The 16,335-nt window shown below is 72.4% G+C and carries 17 protein-coding genes and 1 riboswitch; of the genes, 5 read left to right on the plus strand and 12 right to left on the minus strand.

Annotated features, from left to right (window positions below; all coding sequences use genetic code 11):
* Nucleotides 1-11 precede the first annotated feature (11 nt).
* From pepN to AC2YHB_RS07305, 3 genes are all read left to right on the plus strand, one after another.
* On the plus strand, nt 12-2,465 hold the full coding sequence (pepN, locus tag AC2YHB_RS07295) for an aminopeptidase N (protein ID WP_179651209.1): 2,454 nt from the start codon (nt 12-14) through the stop codon (nt 2,463-2,465).
* Nucleotides 2,466-2,520: 55 nt separating this feature from the next.
* Nucleotides 2,521-3,972: a DNA recombination protein RmuC gene (locus AC2YHB_RS07300; RefSeq protein ID WP_179651207.1), complete on the plus strand. Its 1,452-nt coding sequence runs from the start codon at nt 2,521-2,523 to the stop codon at nt 3,970-3,972.
* A 93-nt stretch (nt 3,973-4,065) separates the two neighbouring features.
* The gene (locus tag AC2YHB_RS07305) at nt 4,066-4,632 is read left to right on the plus strand and encodes a hypothetical protein (RefSeq protein WP_179651205.1); all 567 of its coding nucleotides are present in this window, start codon (nt 4,066-4,068) and stop codon (nt 4,630-4,632) included.
* A gap of 15 nt (nt 4,633-4,647) precedes the next feature.
* On the opposite strand, the gene AC2YHB_RS07310 is transcribed toward AC2YHB_RS07305, so the two are convergent.
* Nucleotides 4,648-5,568: an acyl-CoA thioesterase domain-containing protein gene (locus AC2YHB_RS07310; RefSeq protein WP_179651203.1), complete on the minus strand. Its 921-nt coding sequence runs from the start codon at nt 5,566-5,568 to the stop codon at nt 4,648-4,650.
* A 62-nt stretch (nt 5,569-5,630) separates the two neighbouring features.
* Between AC2YHB_RS07310 and AC2YHB_RS07315 the strand changes: the two genes are divergently transcribed.
* Nucleotides 5,631-6,059 (plus strand): hypothetical protein, encoded by a 429-nt coding sequence (locus AC2YHB_RS07315; RefSeq protein ID WP_179651201.1) that lies wholly within the window; start codon nt 5,631-5,633, stop codon nt 6,057-6,059.
* Nucleotides 6,029-6,418 carry a hypothetical protein gene (locus AC2YHB_RS07320; RefSeq protein WP_179651199.1) on the plus strand — a complete coding sequence of 130 codons (390 nt, stop codon included), beginning with the start codon at nt 6,029-6,031 and terminating at the stop codon, nt 6,416-6,418. Before AC2YHB_RS07315 ends, AC2YHB_RS07320 begins: the two co-directional genes overlap by 31 nt.
* Here AC2YHB_RS07320 and AC2YHB_RS07325 read toward each other — a convergent pair.
* The 11 genes from AC2YHB_RS07325 to clsA all read right to left on the minus strand — a co-directional run bounded on the left by AC2YHB_RS07325 (nt 6,384) and on the right by clsA (nt 16,327).
* Nucleotides 6,384-7,679 carry a serine hydrolase domain-containing protein gene (locus tag AC2YHB_RS07325; protein WP_179651197.1) on the minus strand — a complete coding sequence of 432 codons (1,296 nt, stop codon included), beginning with the start codon at nt 7,677-7,679 and terminating at the stop codon, nt 6,384-6,386. The genes AC2YHB_RS07320 and AC2YHB_RS07325 overlap by 35 nt on opposite strands.
* Nucleotides 7,676-10,504, minus strand: coding sequence for an aminomethyl-transferring glycine dehydrogenase (gene gcvP, locus AC2YHB_RS07330; protein ID WP_487353702.1), 2,829 nt, complete (start codon nt 10,502-10,504; stop codon nt 7,676-7,678). Before gcvP ends, AC2YHB_RS07325 begins: the two co-directional genes overlap by 4 nt.
* A gap of 79 nt (nt 10,505-10,583) precedes the next feature.
* A riboswitch (glycine riboswitch) is annotated at nt 10,584-10,685 on the minus strand.
* Nucleotides 10,686-10,708: 23 nt separating this feature from the next.
* On the minus strand, nt 10,709-11,308 hold the full coding sequence (locus tag AC2YHB_RS07335; protein WP_036545626.1) for a MerR family transcriptional regulator: 600 nt from the start codon (nt 11,306-11,308) through the stop codon (nt 10,709-10,711).
* A 173-nt stretch (nt 11,309-11,481) separates the two neighbouring features.
* A complete protein-coding gene (locus AC2YHB_RS07340) occupies nt 11,482-11,952 on the minus strand; it encodes a bifunctional nuclease family protein (RefSeq protein ID WP_036545624.1) in 471 nt (156 codons plus the stop codon).
* Nucleotides 11,953-12,110: 158 nt separating this feature from the next.
* Nucleotides 12,111-12,842: a transcriptional regulator FtsR gene (gene ftsR / locus AC2YHB_RS07345; RefSeq protein WP_051932266.1), complete on the minus strand. Its 732-nt coding sequence runs from the start codon at nt 12,840-12,842 to the stop codon at nt 12,111-12,113.
* Nucleotides 12,843-12,844: 2 nt separating this feature from the next.
* Complete coding sequence (locus tag AC2YHB_RS07350; RefSeq protein WP_036545621.1) at nt 12,845-13,360, minus strand: FHA domain-containing protein; 516 nt, start codon at nt 13,358-13,360, stop codon at nt 12,845-12,847.
* A 45-nt stretch (nt 13,361-13,405) separates the two neighbouring features.
* Nucleotides 13,406-13,795 (minus strand): glycine cleavage system protein GcvH, encoded by a 390-nt coding sequence (gene gcvH / locus AC2YHB_RS07355; protein ID WP_487353703.1) that lies wholly within the window; start codon nt 13,793-13,795, stop codon nt 13,406-13,408.
* A 10-nt stretch (nt 13,796-13,805) separates the two neighbouring features.
* On the minus strand, nt 13,806-14,531 hold the full coding sequence (locus AC2YHB_RS07360; RefSeq protein ID WP_036545617.1) for a DUF881 domain-containing protein: 726 nt from the start codon (nt 14,529-14,531) through the stop codon (nt 13,806-13,808).
* Complete coding sequence (locus AC2YHB_RS07365; RefSeq protein ID WP_036545614.1) at nt 14,524-14,856, minus strand: small basic family protein; 333 nt, start codon at nt 14,854-14,856, stop codon at nt 14,524-14,526. The genes AC2YHB_RS07360 and AC2YHB_RS07365 overlap by 8 nt, the downstream gene beginning before the upstream one ends.
* On the minus strand, nt 14,853-15,716 hold the full coding sequence (locus tag AC2YHB_RS07370) for a DUF881 domain-containing protein (protein WP_036545612.1): 864 nt from the start codon (nt 15,714-15,716) through the stop codon (nt 14,853-14,855). Before AC2YHB_RS07370 ends, AC2YHB_RS07365 begins: the two co-directional genes overlap by 4 nt.
* Nucleotides 15,713-16,327, minus strand: coding sequence for a cardiolipin synthase ClsA (clsA, locus tag AC2YHB_RS07375; RefSeq protein ID WP_051932312.1), 615 nt, complete (start codon nt 16,325-16,327; stop codon nt 15,713-15,715). The genes AC2YHB_RS07370 and clsA overlap by 4 nt, the downstream gene beginning before the upstream one ends.
* Nucleotides 16,328-16,335 lie beyond the last annotated feature (8 nt).

Consider the following 16,335-nt stretch of genomic DNA (forward strand, 5'->3'; position numbering starts at 1 on the left):
ACGCTGGCCGGATGAGCAGCGAGAACGGACCCGCCAGCCTCACCCGCGCCGAGGCGGAGCACCGCGCGAACGGCCTCACCGTGACGTCGTACGACGTCGAGCTGGACCTGTCGCTGGCCGACGACACCTTCTCCTCGCGCACCACCATCCGGTTCGCCAGCTCGTCCCTGCGGACGTTCGTGGAGGTCAAGCCCACCGCGCTGCACTCCGCCGTGCTCGACGGTGCCGCGCTGTCGCCCGACAGCCTGGAGCGCGGCCGGCTGCCGCTGGACCTCGCCGCGGGTGAGCACGAGCTCGTCGTGGAGGCGACGATGGGCTTCCGCAACGACGGCGAGGGCCTGCACCGGTCGGTCGACCCGGCCGACGGGCTCGCCTACGTCTACGGCATGTCCTTCATGGACGCCGCCCCGACGGTCTTCGCCTGCTTCGACCAGCCCGACCTGAAGGCGCCGTACACGATGCGGGTGACCGCCCCGGCCGACTGGCTCGTGCGCGGCAACGCACCGGCGCGCGACGTCGGCACCGACGGGACCACCCGCCAATGGCTGATGGGCCCCACTCCCCCACTGGCGACCTACTTCGTCACGGTCGTCGCCGGCCCGTACCACCTCCTCGAGGACGCCCACGACGGGATCGGCCTCGGCCTCAGCTCGCGCCGCAGCCTCGCCGCGACGCTCGACCGCGAGGCCGGCGAGCTGTTCACGCTGACCCGGCAGTCCTTCGACGAGCTGCACCGGCTGTTCGGGATCCGCTACCCGTTCGGCGACTACCACCAGGCCTTCGTGCCGGAGTTCAACGCCGGCGCGATGGAGAACCCCGGCTGCGTGACGATCCGCGACCCGCTCCTCTTCGAGGGCGCGAGCACCCGCGCCGACCGCAGCTTCCGCGCCAACATCATCGCCCACGAGATGGCCCACCAGTGGTTCGGCAACCTCGTGACGCCGCAGTGGTGGGACGACCTCTGGCTCAACGAGTCGTTCGCCGAGTACATGGGCCTGCGCGTGATCACCGACGCCACCGAGTACGCCGACGGACCGCTCCACGACTCCTACGCACGCCGCTGCTGGGGCATCACCGCCGACTCCCGGCCGACGACGCACCCGGTCGCCGGCAACCCCGCCGAGGACGCACTGTCGGCCCTGCAGAACTTCGACGGCATCTCCTATGCCCGCGGCTCCAACGTGCTGCGCCAGCTGGCCGCACGGCTCGGCGACGACGCCTTCCTCGGCGGCGTGCGGGAGCACTTCGAGCTGCACCGTTTCGGCAACGCGACGATGCACGACCTCTTCGCCAGCTGGGAGCGCGCGTCCGGCGGGTCCGACCTGGGCGGGTTCGTCCGGGACTGGTTGCTCACCCCGGGCGCCGACCAGCTGAGGGTCGACCGTGCGGCGGGCGCCGTGCTGCGGACCTCGCCGGCGTCGTACCCGGCGGAGCGGACGCACCTGCTCGACATCGCCGTCCACCGCGACGGTCGGTGGGAGGTGGCTCCGCACCGGCTCGAGGCGGCGAGCACGCCGTTCGACGCCGGTGACGCGCCGGTGCTGCTCGACGCGACCGAGACCACGTGGGCGATCTGCCCGCCGGACGCGCTCACCATGGACGCGCTCCCCCGGCTCGCGCCGACGATGGAGGACCCGCGGCTGCGGGCGACGATGTGGAACAGCGTCCGGCTCGCGCTCTTCGACGGCGCGCTCACCCCCACGCAGGTGGCCGAGCTGCTCGTCGCGGCGCCGCCCGTCGAGGACACGGCGAGCAGCGCGCGTGGCCTGCTCTCGTGGGTCGGCTCGACCGCGCTGCCGCTCGCGCCCGACGGCACCGTCGAGCGCTACCACGCCGCTGTGCTCGACGCCCTCGGCCGCGCGACCCCGGGCTCCGAGCTCCAGCTCTCGGCGTTCCGCCACGCGCTGCTGTCGTCGCAGGACGTCGACCGCCTCGCCCGGTGGGCGGCCGGCGACGGCCTGCCGGACGGCATCACCCTCGACACCGACCTGCGCTGGCGCGCGCTCACCCGGCTCGCGGGGATCGGCGCGACCGACCGCGCGGCGCTCGACGCCGCGCTGGCCGACGAGCCCAGCAGCGCGGCCACGGTCAACCACGCCGCCGCCGTCGCCTCGCTCCCGACGACCGAGGGCAAGGACTTCGCCTGGGCCCGCGCCACCGGTGAGGTGTCCGTGCCCAACTACGAGATCGACGCGGCCGGTCGGGCCATGTGGCGCATCGACCAACGCGCCCTGACGCAGCCCTACGCCGAGGCCTACTTCGCCGACCTCGACGCCATCGTCGCCGCGCACCAGGGGTGGGTCCAGGGCACCGTCGTGACGGCCTACTTCCCGATCACGCACCTCGACGCCGCGACCGTCGCGGCCGGGCAGGCCGCGCTGCGACGGGACCTGCCCGGCGCCGTACGACGACGGCTGGCGGACGCCGTCGACGAGCTCGAGCGGCGGGTCGCGGTGCTGGGTTGAGGCTCCACGGCGCGCCCCGCGGGTTTGTGTCGGGCCCCGCTGTTTGACTGTTCCCATGGTCGTCCTGCTCGCTCTGCTCCTCGGTCTCCTGCTCGGCGCGGGGGTCGGCTGGCTGCTGCGCGCCGCGACCACACAGGCCGGCGAGCCGGCCGAGGTCGTCGAGGCGCGCCACCGCGCCGAGGTGGAGCAGCTCACCCGCGACCACGCCCTCGAGGTGGAGCGCGCGGTGACGAGGCACGAGACGGCGATGGCGGAGCTGCGCCACGAGCTCGACCGCGCCCACCTGCAGCACCACGCCGCCCTCGAGGAGGTCCGGGCCGGCGAGGCCGAGGCACGCGCCGAGGTGCGGGCGGACCTCACCGCGGCGTCGGCGACGGTCGACCAGCTCCGCGAGGCGCTCGACGCCGCCCGCCAGCAGCTGCGCAGCCTGCAGGAGCAGCAGCGCCAGTCCCAGCAGGAGCGCGAGCGCGCCGAGAACGGCCAGACCCAGGTGCTCAAGACCCTGACTCCCGTGGTCGAGCACCTGCGCTCCATGCAGACCAAGGTCGACGAGCTGGAGAAGGCCCGCGTGCGCCAGCACACCGAGCTCGCCACCCAGATCCAGCACACCCAGCGCTCCGTCGAGGAGTCCCGCAAGGCGGCCGACACCCTCGCCTCGGTCCTGAAGAACAACGCCGTCCGCGGCGCCTGGGGCGAGACGCAGCTCCGCACCCTCGTCGAGACGGCCGGCCTGCTCAACCGGGTCGACTTCGACGTCCAGCACTCCGTCGAGGCCGACTCGGGTGCGCGCCGCCCCGACATGGTGATCAACCTGCCCGGCGGCAAGCAGATGGCGATCGACGCCAAGGTCCCCTACAACTCGTTCATGGACGCCCAGCGGGAGGGCCTCGAGCCGGAGACCCGTCAGCGGCTGCTCGAGGACCACGCCCGCAAGGTCCGCGGCCACGTCGACGTGCTCGCGCAGAAGGGCTACTGGACCGGCCTCCCGGTCAGCCCGGAGTTCACGGTCGCGTTCATCCCCAACGAGCAGCTGCTCAACGCCGCGCTCGACGTCGACCCGTCGCTGATGGAGCACGCCTTCGGCCAGGGCATCGTGCTGGCCACCCCGACGAACCTGTGGAGCATGCTGAAGACGGTGGCCTTCACCTGGAAGCAGGAGGCCCTCACCGAGGACGCGCAGGTGCTCTTCGAGCTCGGCCAGGTCCTCTACCGCCGCATCCTCAAGCTCGCCGAGCACGTCGACAAGCTCGGTCGCTCGCTCCAGCGCAGCGTGAAGGATTACAACGCCTTCACCGGCTCCCTCGAGCGCTCGGTGCTGCCGGCTGCGCGCAAGCTCAACGCGGCCGACCCGGTCGCCACGATCCCGGCCCCCAAGGAGGTCGAGGACGTGCCGCGCGCGCTGACCAGCGGCGAGTTCGCCGCGATCGCCGACCTCGACCGTGAGGAGCTGACGTTCGACTTCGACGTCGCCGACGGCGAGGTCGTCGACGACGCCCAGGCCGGCTGAGCGGGCCCGGGAAGCTTTACCCGCCGGTCGCCATCCGTGCGACCTCCGGCGCCGAAGCGTGGGTGACAGCCCACTCTCGCTCCGGAGGTTCCCATGCGCGTCATCTCGTCCACACCCACGTTCGTCGTCGCGGCCGCGGCACTGGCCCTGTCCGTCGGCGGCACGTCCTGGGCGATGGCCCAGCAGGGGCCGTCGAACCCGGCCGAGTCCGGCCGCCCGGGCCAGGAGCGCTGGCTGCTCGTCAACGCCAACGGCGAGATCGAGGCCCAGTCGGGCGGCTTCACGATCGCTGCGGCGTACCCGACGCTGCCCAACACCTCGACGACCGGCGACAACTCGCTCCGGGCGGCCGGCAACGTCTACATCGACGCGGGCGAGGACGTGCGCGACAACGGCCTCGTCGCCACCATCGCCCTGCAGAACCAGGTCGACCAGAACGCCGACGGGATCACCAACGGCCGCGCCGCGGCTCCCGACGCCAACCCGGAGTTCTCCGGGGAGATCGCCGCGACCGTGTGCGGCCTGGCCGGTGTCGTCGCCTGCGCGCCGGCCGGCACCAACAACACCCGGCACTTCGTGGTGAGCCCGCGCAACAGCGACGGAACGGTCACCCAGCCGGGCGCCCGCAAGCGCTTCTACATCGTGCTGACGTCCGACTGACGGACCCGACAGCGCTCAGGCGCTGCCCTCGAGGCTGACCCCGCCGGACAGGTCGACCGTCCGGCGGGTGTTGGCCAGCGAGGTGACCGTCGCCGTCCCGAGCGAGCCCTCGCGGTCGAAGACCTCGGCGGTGCCGGCCGCGATGCCTGCGTGGGCGACGTGGTCGGTGGCGCGCAGACCGATCGAGATGCCGGTGGGCCGGCGCGAGAGCGCCAGGTCGATGTCGGTGTTGATGTACTCCACGCCGCCCGCACCCCAGTTGGTGACCATGCTGGTGGCGTCGGCGACCGAGGCCACGGCCTGGAACGGGGTGCACTCCTCGCCCTCCACGATCGGGACGGCGATGTGCCAGGTCTGGTGCCGGCCACCGTTCTGGTGGTCGCCGAAGTTGTCCGACCACGGGGCGTCGCTCGCGAAGATCGGGACGTGGTGCTCGACGTCGAGGGGAGCCAGCTCCAGCGGCGGCGGCGACGGCCGCTCCTCCGGCGAGGTCCACACCGCCCCGTCGGGCGAGGACGACGGCTGGAGGAAGGTGCCGCTCGCCCGGGCGACGACCTCGCCCTCCTGCTCGACCACGGCGTCGGCCAGCAGCAGCCGGGGACCTTCCCTGACCACCGTCGCTCGTGCCGTCGTCGGGATCATCCGGGCCGGGCGGAAGAGGTCGACGTGGTAGCGAGCCGGGACGAGCTCGCTGCGCCCGGCGTCGTCCACGGCCTTCTCGAGGGCACGCGCCAGCAGGCCGCTGACGGCGACCCCGTGCATCTGGTCCGAGCGCCAGAGGCTCTGCGCCAGCGGCAGCGGGACCAGCGCGTCACCCTCGTCGCGGAACCAGGCGAACTGGACGGCAGCGCGGCGAGAGCCGTCTCCGGCAGCTTGCTGCCCGGCCTGCGGCGGAGACGCGCTCGTCCCCGGTTCATAGAACGTGTTCTCGTTCATGGCCCCATCATGCCCGCTGGCCCCTGGGTGTGAGCAGCGGGCTCCCGGGGCAGGGTGCCCGCATGACCAGACTGGGATGGATCGTCGCCGGAGCCGTCGCCCTCGTGCTGCTCCTCGCCGGCAGCGTGACCGCGCTCGTCGTCGCCTCCGGCGGTGACCCGACCAGCGTCGAGGAGGTCGCCGACGCCGCGGTCGACGCCGCGGAGGACCTCGAGGTGGACGACGGGATCGACCTGCTCTGCGAGGCGCCGTCCGGGAAGGACCGCGCCGACCTCGAGAAGCTGATCGAGACGGTGCGTGACGAGACCGGCGAGGACGACCCCGACGCGACCTACGAGATCTCCGACGTCGAGGGCGACACCGAGGGATCGTTCACGGTCCGGGTGACCAGCGACGAGGAGCCCTACACCGACGCCGAGATCGCCGCGGTCGTGCACGTCGAGGAGCGGGACGGACGCTCGTGCATCTCCGGCTTCGACCCGATCAGCTGACCCGCTCCGCCGTCATCGTCGTCGCCGTCGCGACCTCGGCCGCGGCGTGGGCGGGCGCAGGCGTCGACCCCTGGTCGCTCGCGACCTGGCTCGCGGCCCACGGCGGGCTGGTCCTCGCGGTCGCGCTCGGCTGGGTGGTCCTCGCGCCGTTGCCGCTGGGGGCGGCGGCGCTGGTGGCGCGGCGCTCGCCGTGGCCGTGGATCGGCACGGTGACGGTCCACCTCGTCGTGCCGGTCGTGCTGCTCGCCCGCTTCCCGCACCTGCTGCCCGGCTGGGCGTGGGCCGTGGTCGCGCTCAGCGTGGCGGTCGGGCTCGCGTCCGTGGTCACGGCCTTCCCGGATGGCCCCCGGGGATCGTGACCGCCGGGTCGTACGGCGTGCGGGTGTAGACGAACGTCGCGCACTCCAGGCTGCGAACCGCGCCCGTGTCGGCATCGCGCCGGACCAGCAGCCGTTCGCCGCGGTGGTAGCCCTCGGCCCCGACGAAGGCGCCGTCGACGTCGACGAAGCGCTCGTGGAGCTCGGCCGTGCGCAGGTCGCGGGCCACCAGCTCACCGCCGGTCCACTCGAAGGCGAAGCCCGTGTTGCCCCAGAACCACAGCCCGAGCAGCTCGGCCACCTCGCCCGGCAGGGGCGGCAGCGAGGGGAACCACGGCTGCGCCACCGGCGCCGCGACGTCACCGAGCAGCGTCGCCGGCACCTGCTCGGGCCGCAGGCCGGTCGTCGCGTTGGCGAGCGCGACGACGGCGTCACGGGTGTCCCGGTCGACGAAGAGCGAGGCCTGGAAGCCCGGCATCGAGCCGGTGTGGCCGACCATCGTCCGTCCGCCGACGTGGAGCACGCGGAGGCCGAGCCCGTAGGCGTCGGCCGGAGCGACCGGCGCCGCCATCTCCGCCAGCGTGGACGCGGAGAGCACGTCGCGATGGCCGGAGGCCAGGAAGTCGGCCCACCGCAGCAGGTCCGCGACCGTGCTCCACAGCTGTCCGGCGGGCGCCATGGCGCCCGTGTCGGTGTGCGGCTCGGCGCTCAGGGTGTGGGCGAAGTGGTCGACGCTGCGGCCGGGCGCGTGCTCCGCAGGAGGGTGGTACGACGTCGCGCCCATCCCGAGCGGGACGAGCAGCCGCTGCTGGACGACCTCCCACCAGGGTGCGCCGCGCAGCCGGGCCACGACCTCGCCCAGCAGCGCGAAGCCGAGGTTCGAGTAGTGGTAGTACTCCCCCGCCGCAGCCACCCGCCCGGATCCGTCGTTGGCGGCGAGCAGCTCGGCGACACCGCCGCCGTCCACGCGCTCCCACCACGGTCCGACCGGCTCGCTCTGCAGCCCGCCCGTGTGCGCGAGGAGCTCGCGCAGCGTGGCGTCGGGGTACCCGCACTCGGGCAGGAATCGCCCCACCGGGTCGGCGAGGTCGAGCAGGCCCTCGTCCCGCAGCTGCAGGACGAGGACCGCCGTCAGGGTCTTGGTGATCGAGCCGATCCGGTAGGCGGAGTCGACGCCGACCCCGGGCAGCGCCGAGGAGCAGCCGGACCAGACCGGCTCGCCCCCGCGCGCCACGCCCGCCACGACCGAAGGCAGCCGGCCCGCGCCCTGGAGCGCGGCCAGCCGGTCGTCGTACACGGTCATTCGGCGTAGGCGTCCATCGGCGGGCACGCGCACACCAGGTTGCGGTCGCCGTAGGCCTGGTCGATCCGGGCGACCGGCGGCCAGTACTTGTCGGCCGCGCCGGCGAGGCCCGCCGGGAAGACGCCGACCTCGCGGGAGTAGGCACGGTCCCACTCGCCGACCAGCGCGCGGGCGGTGTGCGGGGCGTGGTGCAGCGGCGACGCGTCGACGTCCCACTCCCCCGCGGCGACCCGGTCGATCTCGCCCTTGATCGCGATCATCGCGTCGCAGAACCGGTCGAGCTCGGTGAGGTCCTCGGACTCCGTCGGCTCGACCATCAGCGTGCCCGCGACCGGGAACGACATCGTCGGGGCGTGGAAGCCGTAGTCGATGAGCCGCTTGGCGACGTCACCGACCGAGACGCCCGTCGCTGCGGTGATGCCGCGCAGGTCGAGGATGCACTCGTGGGCGACCAGCCCGGACTCGCCTCGGTAGAGCACCGGGAAGTGCTCGCCCAGTCGGGCCGCGACGTAGTTGGCGGACAGAACCGCGACCGCGGTCGCACGGGTGAGGCCCTCAGCGCCCATCATCCGGATGTAGGCCCACGAGATCGGCAGGATGCCGGCGGAGCCGAACGGCGCGGCGCTGATCGCACCGGTGCCCTCGCGCCGGTCGGCGTCGGGGTGCAGCGGGTGCGTCGGGAGGTACGGCGCCAGGTGCGCGCGCACCGCGACCGGGCCCACGCCCGGGCCGCCGCCACCGTGCGGGATGCAGAACGTCTTGTGCAGGTTGAGGTGCGAGACGTCGCCGCCGAACTTGCCGGGCTGCGCGTAGCCGAGCAGCGCGTTGAAGTTCGCGCCGTCGACGTACACCTGGCCGCCGTGCTCGTGGACGATGTCGCACAGCTCGGTGATGGTCTCCTCGTAGACGCCGTGCGTCGACGGGTAGGTCACCATGATCGCGGCGAGCGTCTCGGAGTACTGCTCGCACTTGGCCCGCAGGTCCTCGAGGTCGACGGTGCCGTCGTCGGTCGCCTTCACGACGACGACCTTCATCCCGACCATGACGGCCGAGGCGGGGTTGGTGCCGTGGGCGGACGACGGGATAAGGCAGACGTCGCGCTGGCCCTGGCCGTTGGCGCGGTGGTAGTTGCGGATCGCGAGCATGCCCGCGAACTCGCCCTGCGCGCCGGCGTTCGGCTGGATGGAGACGCGGTCGTAGCCGGTGGCCTCGGCCAGCCAGCCCTCGAGCTGCTCGATCAGCTGGCGGTAGCCGTCGGCGTCCGCGGCCGGGACGAACGGGTGGAGGTTGGCGAAGCCGGCGAGCGAGATGGGCTCCATCTCGGTGGTCGCGTTGAGCTTCATCGTGCAGGAGCCGAGCGGGATCATGCCGCGGTCGAGCGCGTAGTCGCGGTTCGAGAGCCGCGCGAGGTAGCGCAGCATCGAGGTCTCGTTGTGATGGGTGTTGAAGACCGGGTGGGTCAGGAACTCCGTGGTCCGCTCGAGGTCCTCGGGCAGCCCGGCGTCGCCCTCGGCCGACACCTCCGTCACCCCGAAGGCACCGAGGACGGCGGCGAGCGTGGCCTCGCCGGCGGACTCGCCGAACGAGATGCCGACGGTGTCGCCGTCGACCGGCCGCAGGTGGATGCCGGCCTCACGGGCGGCCGTGACGACCGCACCGGAACGACCGGGGACGCGGACGTTGAGGGTGTCGAAGAAGGTGTCGTTGACGACCTCGATGCCGGCGGCCTCGAGGGACGCGGCGGCCCGGCGGGCGAGGCCGTGGATGTCGGCCGCAATCTCCTTCAGGCCCTGCGGACCGTGGTAGACGGCGTACATGCCGGCGGTCACGGCGAGCAGCACCTGGGCGGTGCAGATGTTGGACGTCGCCTTGTCGCGGCGGATGTGCTGCTCGCGGGTCTGCAGGGCGAGCCGGTACGCCGGGCGTCCCTCGGCGTCGACCGAGACGCCGACCAGGCGCCCGGGCAGCTGGCGCTCGAGGCCCTCGCGGACGCTGATGAAGCCGGCGTGCGGGCCGCCGTAGAACAGCGGGACGCCGAAGCGCTGGGCCGAGCCGACCACGACGTCGGCGCCGAGCGTGCCGGGCGCCTCGAGCAGGGTCAGCGCGAGCAGGTCGGCGGCGACGACCGCGAGGCCGCCCCGCTCGTGGACCGCGTCGATGACCGGCTTGATGTCGGCGATCCGGCCGGAGGCGCCGGGGTACTGGATCAGCACGCCGGAGACATCGCCCTCGGGCAGGCCCTCGGTGAGGTCGGCGACCACGATCTCGATCCCGATGCCCTCGGCGCGGGTGCGCACGACGTCGATGGTCTGCGGCAGCGCGTCCGCGTCGACGACGAACGGGCCCGAGGCCTTGCGGTTCGCGCGGAACGCCAGCGCGACGGCCTCGGCAGCCGCCGTACCCTCGTCCAGCAGGGACGAGCCGGCGGTGGTCAGCCCGGTCAGGTCGGAGACCATCGTCTGGAAGTTGATGAGCGCCTCAAGGCGGCCCTGCGAGATCTCCGGCTGGTACGGCGTGTAGGCGGTGTACCAGCTCGGGTCCTCGAGCACGTTGCGGCGGATCACGGCGGGCGTCACGGTCGCGTGGTAGCCCAGGCCGATCATCGGCTCACCGGGGACGTTGGCCGCGGCCAGGGCGCGCAGCTCGGCGGCGGCGGTCTCCTCGTCGGCGGCCGCCGGCAGGTCGAGCTCCTCGCCGGACCGGATGGACTTCGGCACGGCCGCGTCCATGAGCGCGTCGATCGACGCGTAGCCGAGACGGTCGAGCATGGTCGCGACCTGGTCGTTGTCGGGACCGATGTGGCGGTTGACGAAGGGGGCACTCATCAGCAGGCAGGCTTCCTCGGGATCGAAAAGGATCGAGCCCTCCCCCTCTGTCGGCGCGTCGCTGCGCCTCCAGAGTTGCCTGCTCCGCACGGTCCGGGCGCCTGAGAGGTTCCGGGGAGGAATTGCCCCTTCGGCGCAGGCCCACGTCAGCGACGTGTCCTGACTCTCCCGTGCGGGATGAACAGCAGCTACAGGTTACAACGCCTAGCCGGCGTTCCTCGCAGCGCGACGCGCGGCGAGCTCGTCGCCGGCCACGTCCTCGGCCTGCTCGGTGTCGCTGGCGCTCTCGCTCGGCAGCTGGGCGAGGGTGCCCTCGATCTCGCGCCAGACACCGCCGATGGCGATGCCGAACACGCCCTGGCCGCCCTGCAGGAGGTCGATGACCTCGTCGTTGCTGGTGCACTCGTAGACCGAGGCGCCGTCGCTCATGAGCGTGACCTGGGTCAGGTCGTCGGTGCCACGCTCACGCAGGTGCCCGACCGCCGTACGGATCTGCTGCAGCGAGATGCCGGCGTCCAGCAGGCGCTTGATGATCTTGAGGATCAGGATGTCGCGGAAGCTGTAGAGGCGCTGCGAGCCGGACCCCTTGGCACCGCGCACGCTCGGCTCGATCAGGCCGGTGCGCGCCCAGTAGTCGAGCTGGCGGTAGGTGATGCCGGCCGCGTTGCACGCGGTCGGACCGCGGTAGCCCAGGTCGCTCGGCAGCGGGGAGACGTCGTCGGTGAAGAGCAGCCCCTGCTCCTCGGCGGCAGCGGTCGCCGCGGCCGTGTCCTGACCGACCTTCTCGGGCTGCTGCTCGTTCACGGGGTCCTCCGCAGGGGTTCGATCAGGTGGGTGATCAAGGGGTGGTCGCGCAGGCATTGCACGGCTGTCATTCGACTCTTCAAGGTACGGCGCCGATGACGGGCCGGTCAAAGACGTCGCCGGGCGTGTCGTCAAAAACCCTCAGCCTCAACTTGAGGCTGAGGGAACTCCCGTCACTGTCCTGCTTCGAAGTCCTCGGGCGAGACGTGGTCCAGGAACTCCCGGAACGCCTCGACCTCGTCCTCCTCCTCGGCCGGCGCCGAGATCCCCGCCTCGGCCAGGACCTCCTCCGAGCAGTAGATCGTCGTACCGGTGCGAAGGGCGAGGGCGATCGAGTCCGACGGGCGCGCGCTCACCTCGGCACCCGACGCCAGGACCAGCGTCGCGAAGAAGACGCCGTCCTTCACGTCGGTGATCCGCACCTCCGACAGCTCTCCCCCGGTCGCCGCGAGCAGGTCCCTCATGAGGTCGTGCGTCAGCGGTCGAGGGGGGACGACGCCCTGCTGGGCGAACGCGATCGCGGTGGCCTCCACGGCGCCGATCCAGATCGGCACGTAGCGGTCCCCGACGGTCTCGCGCAGCAGCACGATGGGCTGGTTGGACGGCATCTCCACCCGGACTCCCAGGACATCCACCTCGCGCATGCCTCAACACTACTCGGGGTGGGATGAGGTGGGAGTGGTGGCTGCGTGGGGGTCGCGCAGGTGTTGCGGTTTGGGACCAAACCGCAACAATCCAACGCCCGGAGCTGCAGTTCCTGCCCAATCCGCGGCCTCGCCGGATCCCCGCGACCCGCCGGCCCTCAGATCCGGCGCAGGCCCGCCTTGACCAGGGTGGCGTGCAGCCGCACGGACAGGGCGGCGATCTCGCTCACGGCCTCCTCGGCACGCGCGGCGGCGCCGGCGTCGCGGCCGCGGCGGGGGGCGACGACCTGCTGGATGAGCCCGACCTCGCGGTCGGCGGCCGCCCGGAAGCCGCGCAGGTGGCGGGGCTCGATGCCGAAGTCCGCCAGCTCGCTGGCGGTCTGCGCAATCACCAGCGCGTCGGTGTCGTAGTGCCCGGTCGCCGACGGCGTGATGAGGGCGAACTCCTCCAGCTGTGCGAGGAGGGCCTCGTCGATCTCGGCCACCTTGATGAGCTCCTTGCGCGATAGCCGCAGCTTGTCGCTGCGACGGAAGGACTCCGGTGCCGGCATGCCGTCGGAGCCGATGGCGACGGTCGGCACGGTCGGGACGACCGGCTCCGGCGCGGGCGGCTCGAGGCCGCGGTCCATCGCGTCGAGGTGCTCGCCGATGACCTTGAGCGGCAGGTAGTGGTCGCGCTGCATCCGCAGGATGTAGCGCAGCCGCGCGATGTCGGCCTCGGAGAACTTGCGGTAGCCCGCGGGGGTGCGCTCCGGCTTGATCAGCCCCTCGGACTCGAGGAAGCGGATCTTCGGGATGCTGATGTCCTCGAAGTCCGTGCGCAGTCGGTCGAGCACCTGCCCGATGTTGAGCAGGGGCTCGCGCTCGCCGCGGGCGACGGCAGCGACCACGGTCAGTGGCTCTCGTGGCCCGCGAAGAAGACCAGGCGGTACTTGCCCACCTGGACCTCGTCACTGTCCTTGAGCTGCGCCTTCTCGATGCGGTCGCGGTTGACGTAGGTGCCGTTGAGGCTGCCCGCGTCCTCGACGGTGAACGAGTCGCCCGACCGGCGGAAGACCGCGTGGCGGCGCGAGACGGTCACGTCGTCGAGGAAGATGCCGCTCTCGGGGTGGCGGCCCGCGCTCACCTCGTCGGCGTCGAGCAGGAACCTGCTGCCGGCACCCGGACCCTTCTGTACGACGAGCAGCGCGTGCCCGACGGGAAGGGCGTCCACGGCGGCCGCGTCGACGGCGCTGAGCGCCCGGTCCGAGGTCTCCACGCGGTCGGCGGGGAAGACGGCCTGGATCGTCGCGGTCGAGTCCGTCGCGACCGGCGCGGTCGCGTCCGCCTCGACGAGACGGGTGCCGCACTGCGAGCAGAAGCGGGCGTCGTCAGGGTTCTGCCGGCCACAGGCGGTGCAGAACGGCATCTGGAAACTCCTTGGGTCCGGAACGGGTACTACGAACGTACCGGATCAGCCGTCGAGCTGGGCCTCGTATCCGGCCGCGTCGAGAAGTCCGTCGAGCTCGTCGGGCGTAGCGGGCGCGACCTCGAAGAGCCAGCCGGCGCCGTACGGGTCGTTGTTCACCAGCTCGGGCGTGGCGTCGAGGGCCTCGTTGACGGCGACGATCTCGCCGGAGACCGGGGCGTAGACGTCGCTGACCGACTTCGTCGACTCGAGCTCGCCGCACGCGTCGCCGGCAGCCACGGTCGCGCCGACCTCGGGCAGCGACACGTACACGATGTCGCCGAGGGCGTTTTGGGCGTAGTCGGTGATCCCCACGCGGACCGAGCCCGCCGCCTCGCCGGGCTGGCGCAGCCACTCGTGCTCGACGGTGTACTTCAGGTCAGCGGGGTTCGTCATGGCGAGAAGGCTACTGCCCCTGCTCCGGCAGGGCGTAGCGAGGCTCTGCGCGAGTCGCGACCGCTTCGATGTCGACCGCCTTGAGCTCGCTGACCTCCATCGTGCCGCCGTCGTTCTCGATCTGCTTCTTCGGCCCGAGGGCGAAGGTCAGCGAGTCGGCGAGGACGCCGGGCTCGCCGATGGCGTCGATGACGTACGGCGCCTCGATCCGCTCGCCGTCGACGGTGAACCCGCCCTCGGTCTCCTCGAGCGAGGTCTGCGCCACGACCCGGATGGTGCCGTTGATGGCGATCGCCTCGGCGCCGACGGTCCGCAGCGCCTGGATGGTGTCGAGGAGGGAGCCCAGGCGCACCCGGCCCTCGTCCTCGGTGATCGTGATCCGCACGCCGGGCCCGGTCACGGGCACGAGGCCCGCGATGATGCTGAGCGTGTCAGCCTCGGCCTTGGCCTGGTCGAGCGCGGTCTGCCGCTTGGTCGTGTCGTCGCGCAGGTCGGAGGCGACTCCCTCCAGGCGGTCGATCTCGGCCTCGGCACGCTGGCGGGCACCGCCGAGACCGTCGAGGAGGTCGATCAGCTCCTGCTGGCGCAGGCCGGAGTACGTCGCGTCCGTGTCGGTGACCCTGATCTGGGTGACGCCGGCGAAGCCCACCAGGGCCATGAGCACGCCCGCGACCAGCTGCCGGCGCGAGGGACGCAGCAGCGCCCGCCGGAGTCGGTCGAGCGGCTCGTCAGGCATGGAAGACGTGCCTCCGGATGGCGGCGACGTTGGTGAAGATCCGGATCCCGAGCACGACGATCACGCCCGTCGAGAGCTGGCCGCCGACGCCGAGCCGGTCGCCGAGGTAGACGATTCCGGCGGCGATCACCACGTTGCTGAGGAACGAGACGACGAAGACCTTGTCGTCGAAGATCCCGTCGAGGTAGGCGCGCAGGGCGCCGAAGACGGCGTCGAGCGCCGCCACCACCGCGATCGGCAGGTAGACCTCCAGACCGGCCGGGACGTCGGGCTGGAACACCAGGCCGAGCACCACACCGACCAACAGTCCGAGCACCGCGATCACGGCGGGCCACCTCCCTCGACCTTGGGGTTCTTCTTCTGCTCCACGAACCGGAGCTTCCGCATCGAGGCCGGTGCGGCGGGCAGCCGCAGGTCGTCCTCCTTGTCCATCTTCCACGAGAAGCCGAACTGGTTGGCAACCGCCACGAACTGCAGGCCGCTCGGCGTGTCGACGAAGCGCGACGCGAGGGAGCCCTGGTCGCCGATCGCGAGGATCGTGTACGGCGGCGCGACACCGACGAGGTTGACCTCGATCGCGTCGCCGGAGGTGCTGATCGCGCCCGTGCCCGTCAGCCGCTGCCCGTTGATGGAGATCGCCTCGGCGCCGGCGGACCACAGCGCGTTGGCGATCGTCGCCAGGTCGGTGCTGCGGACCAGCTCGTTCTCGGCGGCGTAGGGCGAGTTGTCGACGGTGAGCCGCACGCCGTCGCCGCGCACGGCCTCGAAGCCCGTGACCGCGCCGAGGTTCGCGTGGTCGGCCTGCACGTCGGCGTACCGGGAGCCGAGCGAGCGCAGCGCGTCCTCGGCGGCGAGGTTCTCCTCGCGCAGCGCCGCCGCGGAGTCGCGCAGGTCGGCGAGCGACGCCCGGCGGGCCTCGATCCGGCCGATCAGCGCGCTGCGGCTCTCCTGGTCGACGTCCGCGTTCGCCGAGGTCTGTACGGCGGCGACGGTCACCAGCAGCGCGAACGCGGCCACCACGCCGACGACGCCGGCCCGCAGCGCCGGTCGTGCATGGGCCTCCGGCCCGCGCCGCGACGCCGCGACCTGGTAGTCGCGGTCCATCGCCTCCTGGGTGATGAGCGCCAGGAGCGGCGTCCGTGCCCGGTCGGCGGGTGCGGCCGGCGCGGCGGGCTCGGTGGTCATCCCTCGCCCGTGCGCGATCGTGGCTCGGTCGTCGCCAGCAGCTTGCGCACCTGCCAGGCGTAGAGGATCCCCGCCCACCAGTACAGGCCGACGCCCCACAGGGCGAGCGACCACCCGAAGACCTGGGCGAGGGTGGCGACCGTGCCCTCGCCGTCGCCGAGGAGGAGCAGCGGGAACGCGTAGAGCAGGTTGAACGTCGCGGCCTTGCCGAGGAAGTGGACGGGCAGCGCGCTGTAGCCGCGGGTCCGCAGCAGCGGCACGAGGCCCCACAGGAGCAGGTCGCGCAGGGGCAGCGAGAGCGCCAGCCACCACGGGATGACGTCGCGCAGGGCGAGCCCCACGACGACGGCGAGGATGTAGAGGCGATCCGCGACGGGGTCCAGGAGCCGGCCCAGCTCGGAGGTCTGGTTCAGCTTGCGCGCCAGCCAGCCGTCGAGGAAGTCGCTGACGCCCGAGACCATCAGGACGACGAGCGCCCAGACGTCCTCCTCGGGCCCGAGGACGAGCCACAGGAAGAGCGGGACGCCGAGCAGCCGCGACGCGCTGATCAGGTTGGGCAGTGTCCACACCCGACCGGACGCGCGCTCGTCCCGCGTCACCGCTTCACCCACGATCGACA

The sequence above is a fragment of the Nocardioides sp. SRI_004 genome (genome assembly GCF_057586415.1).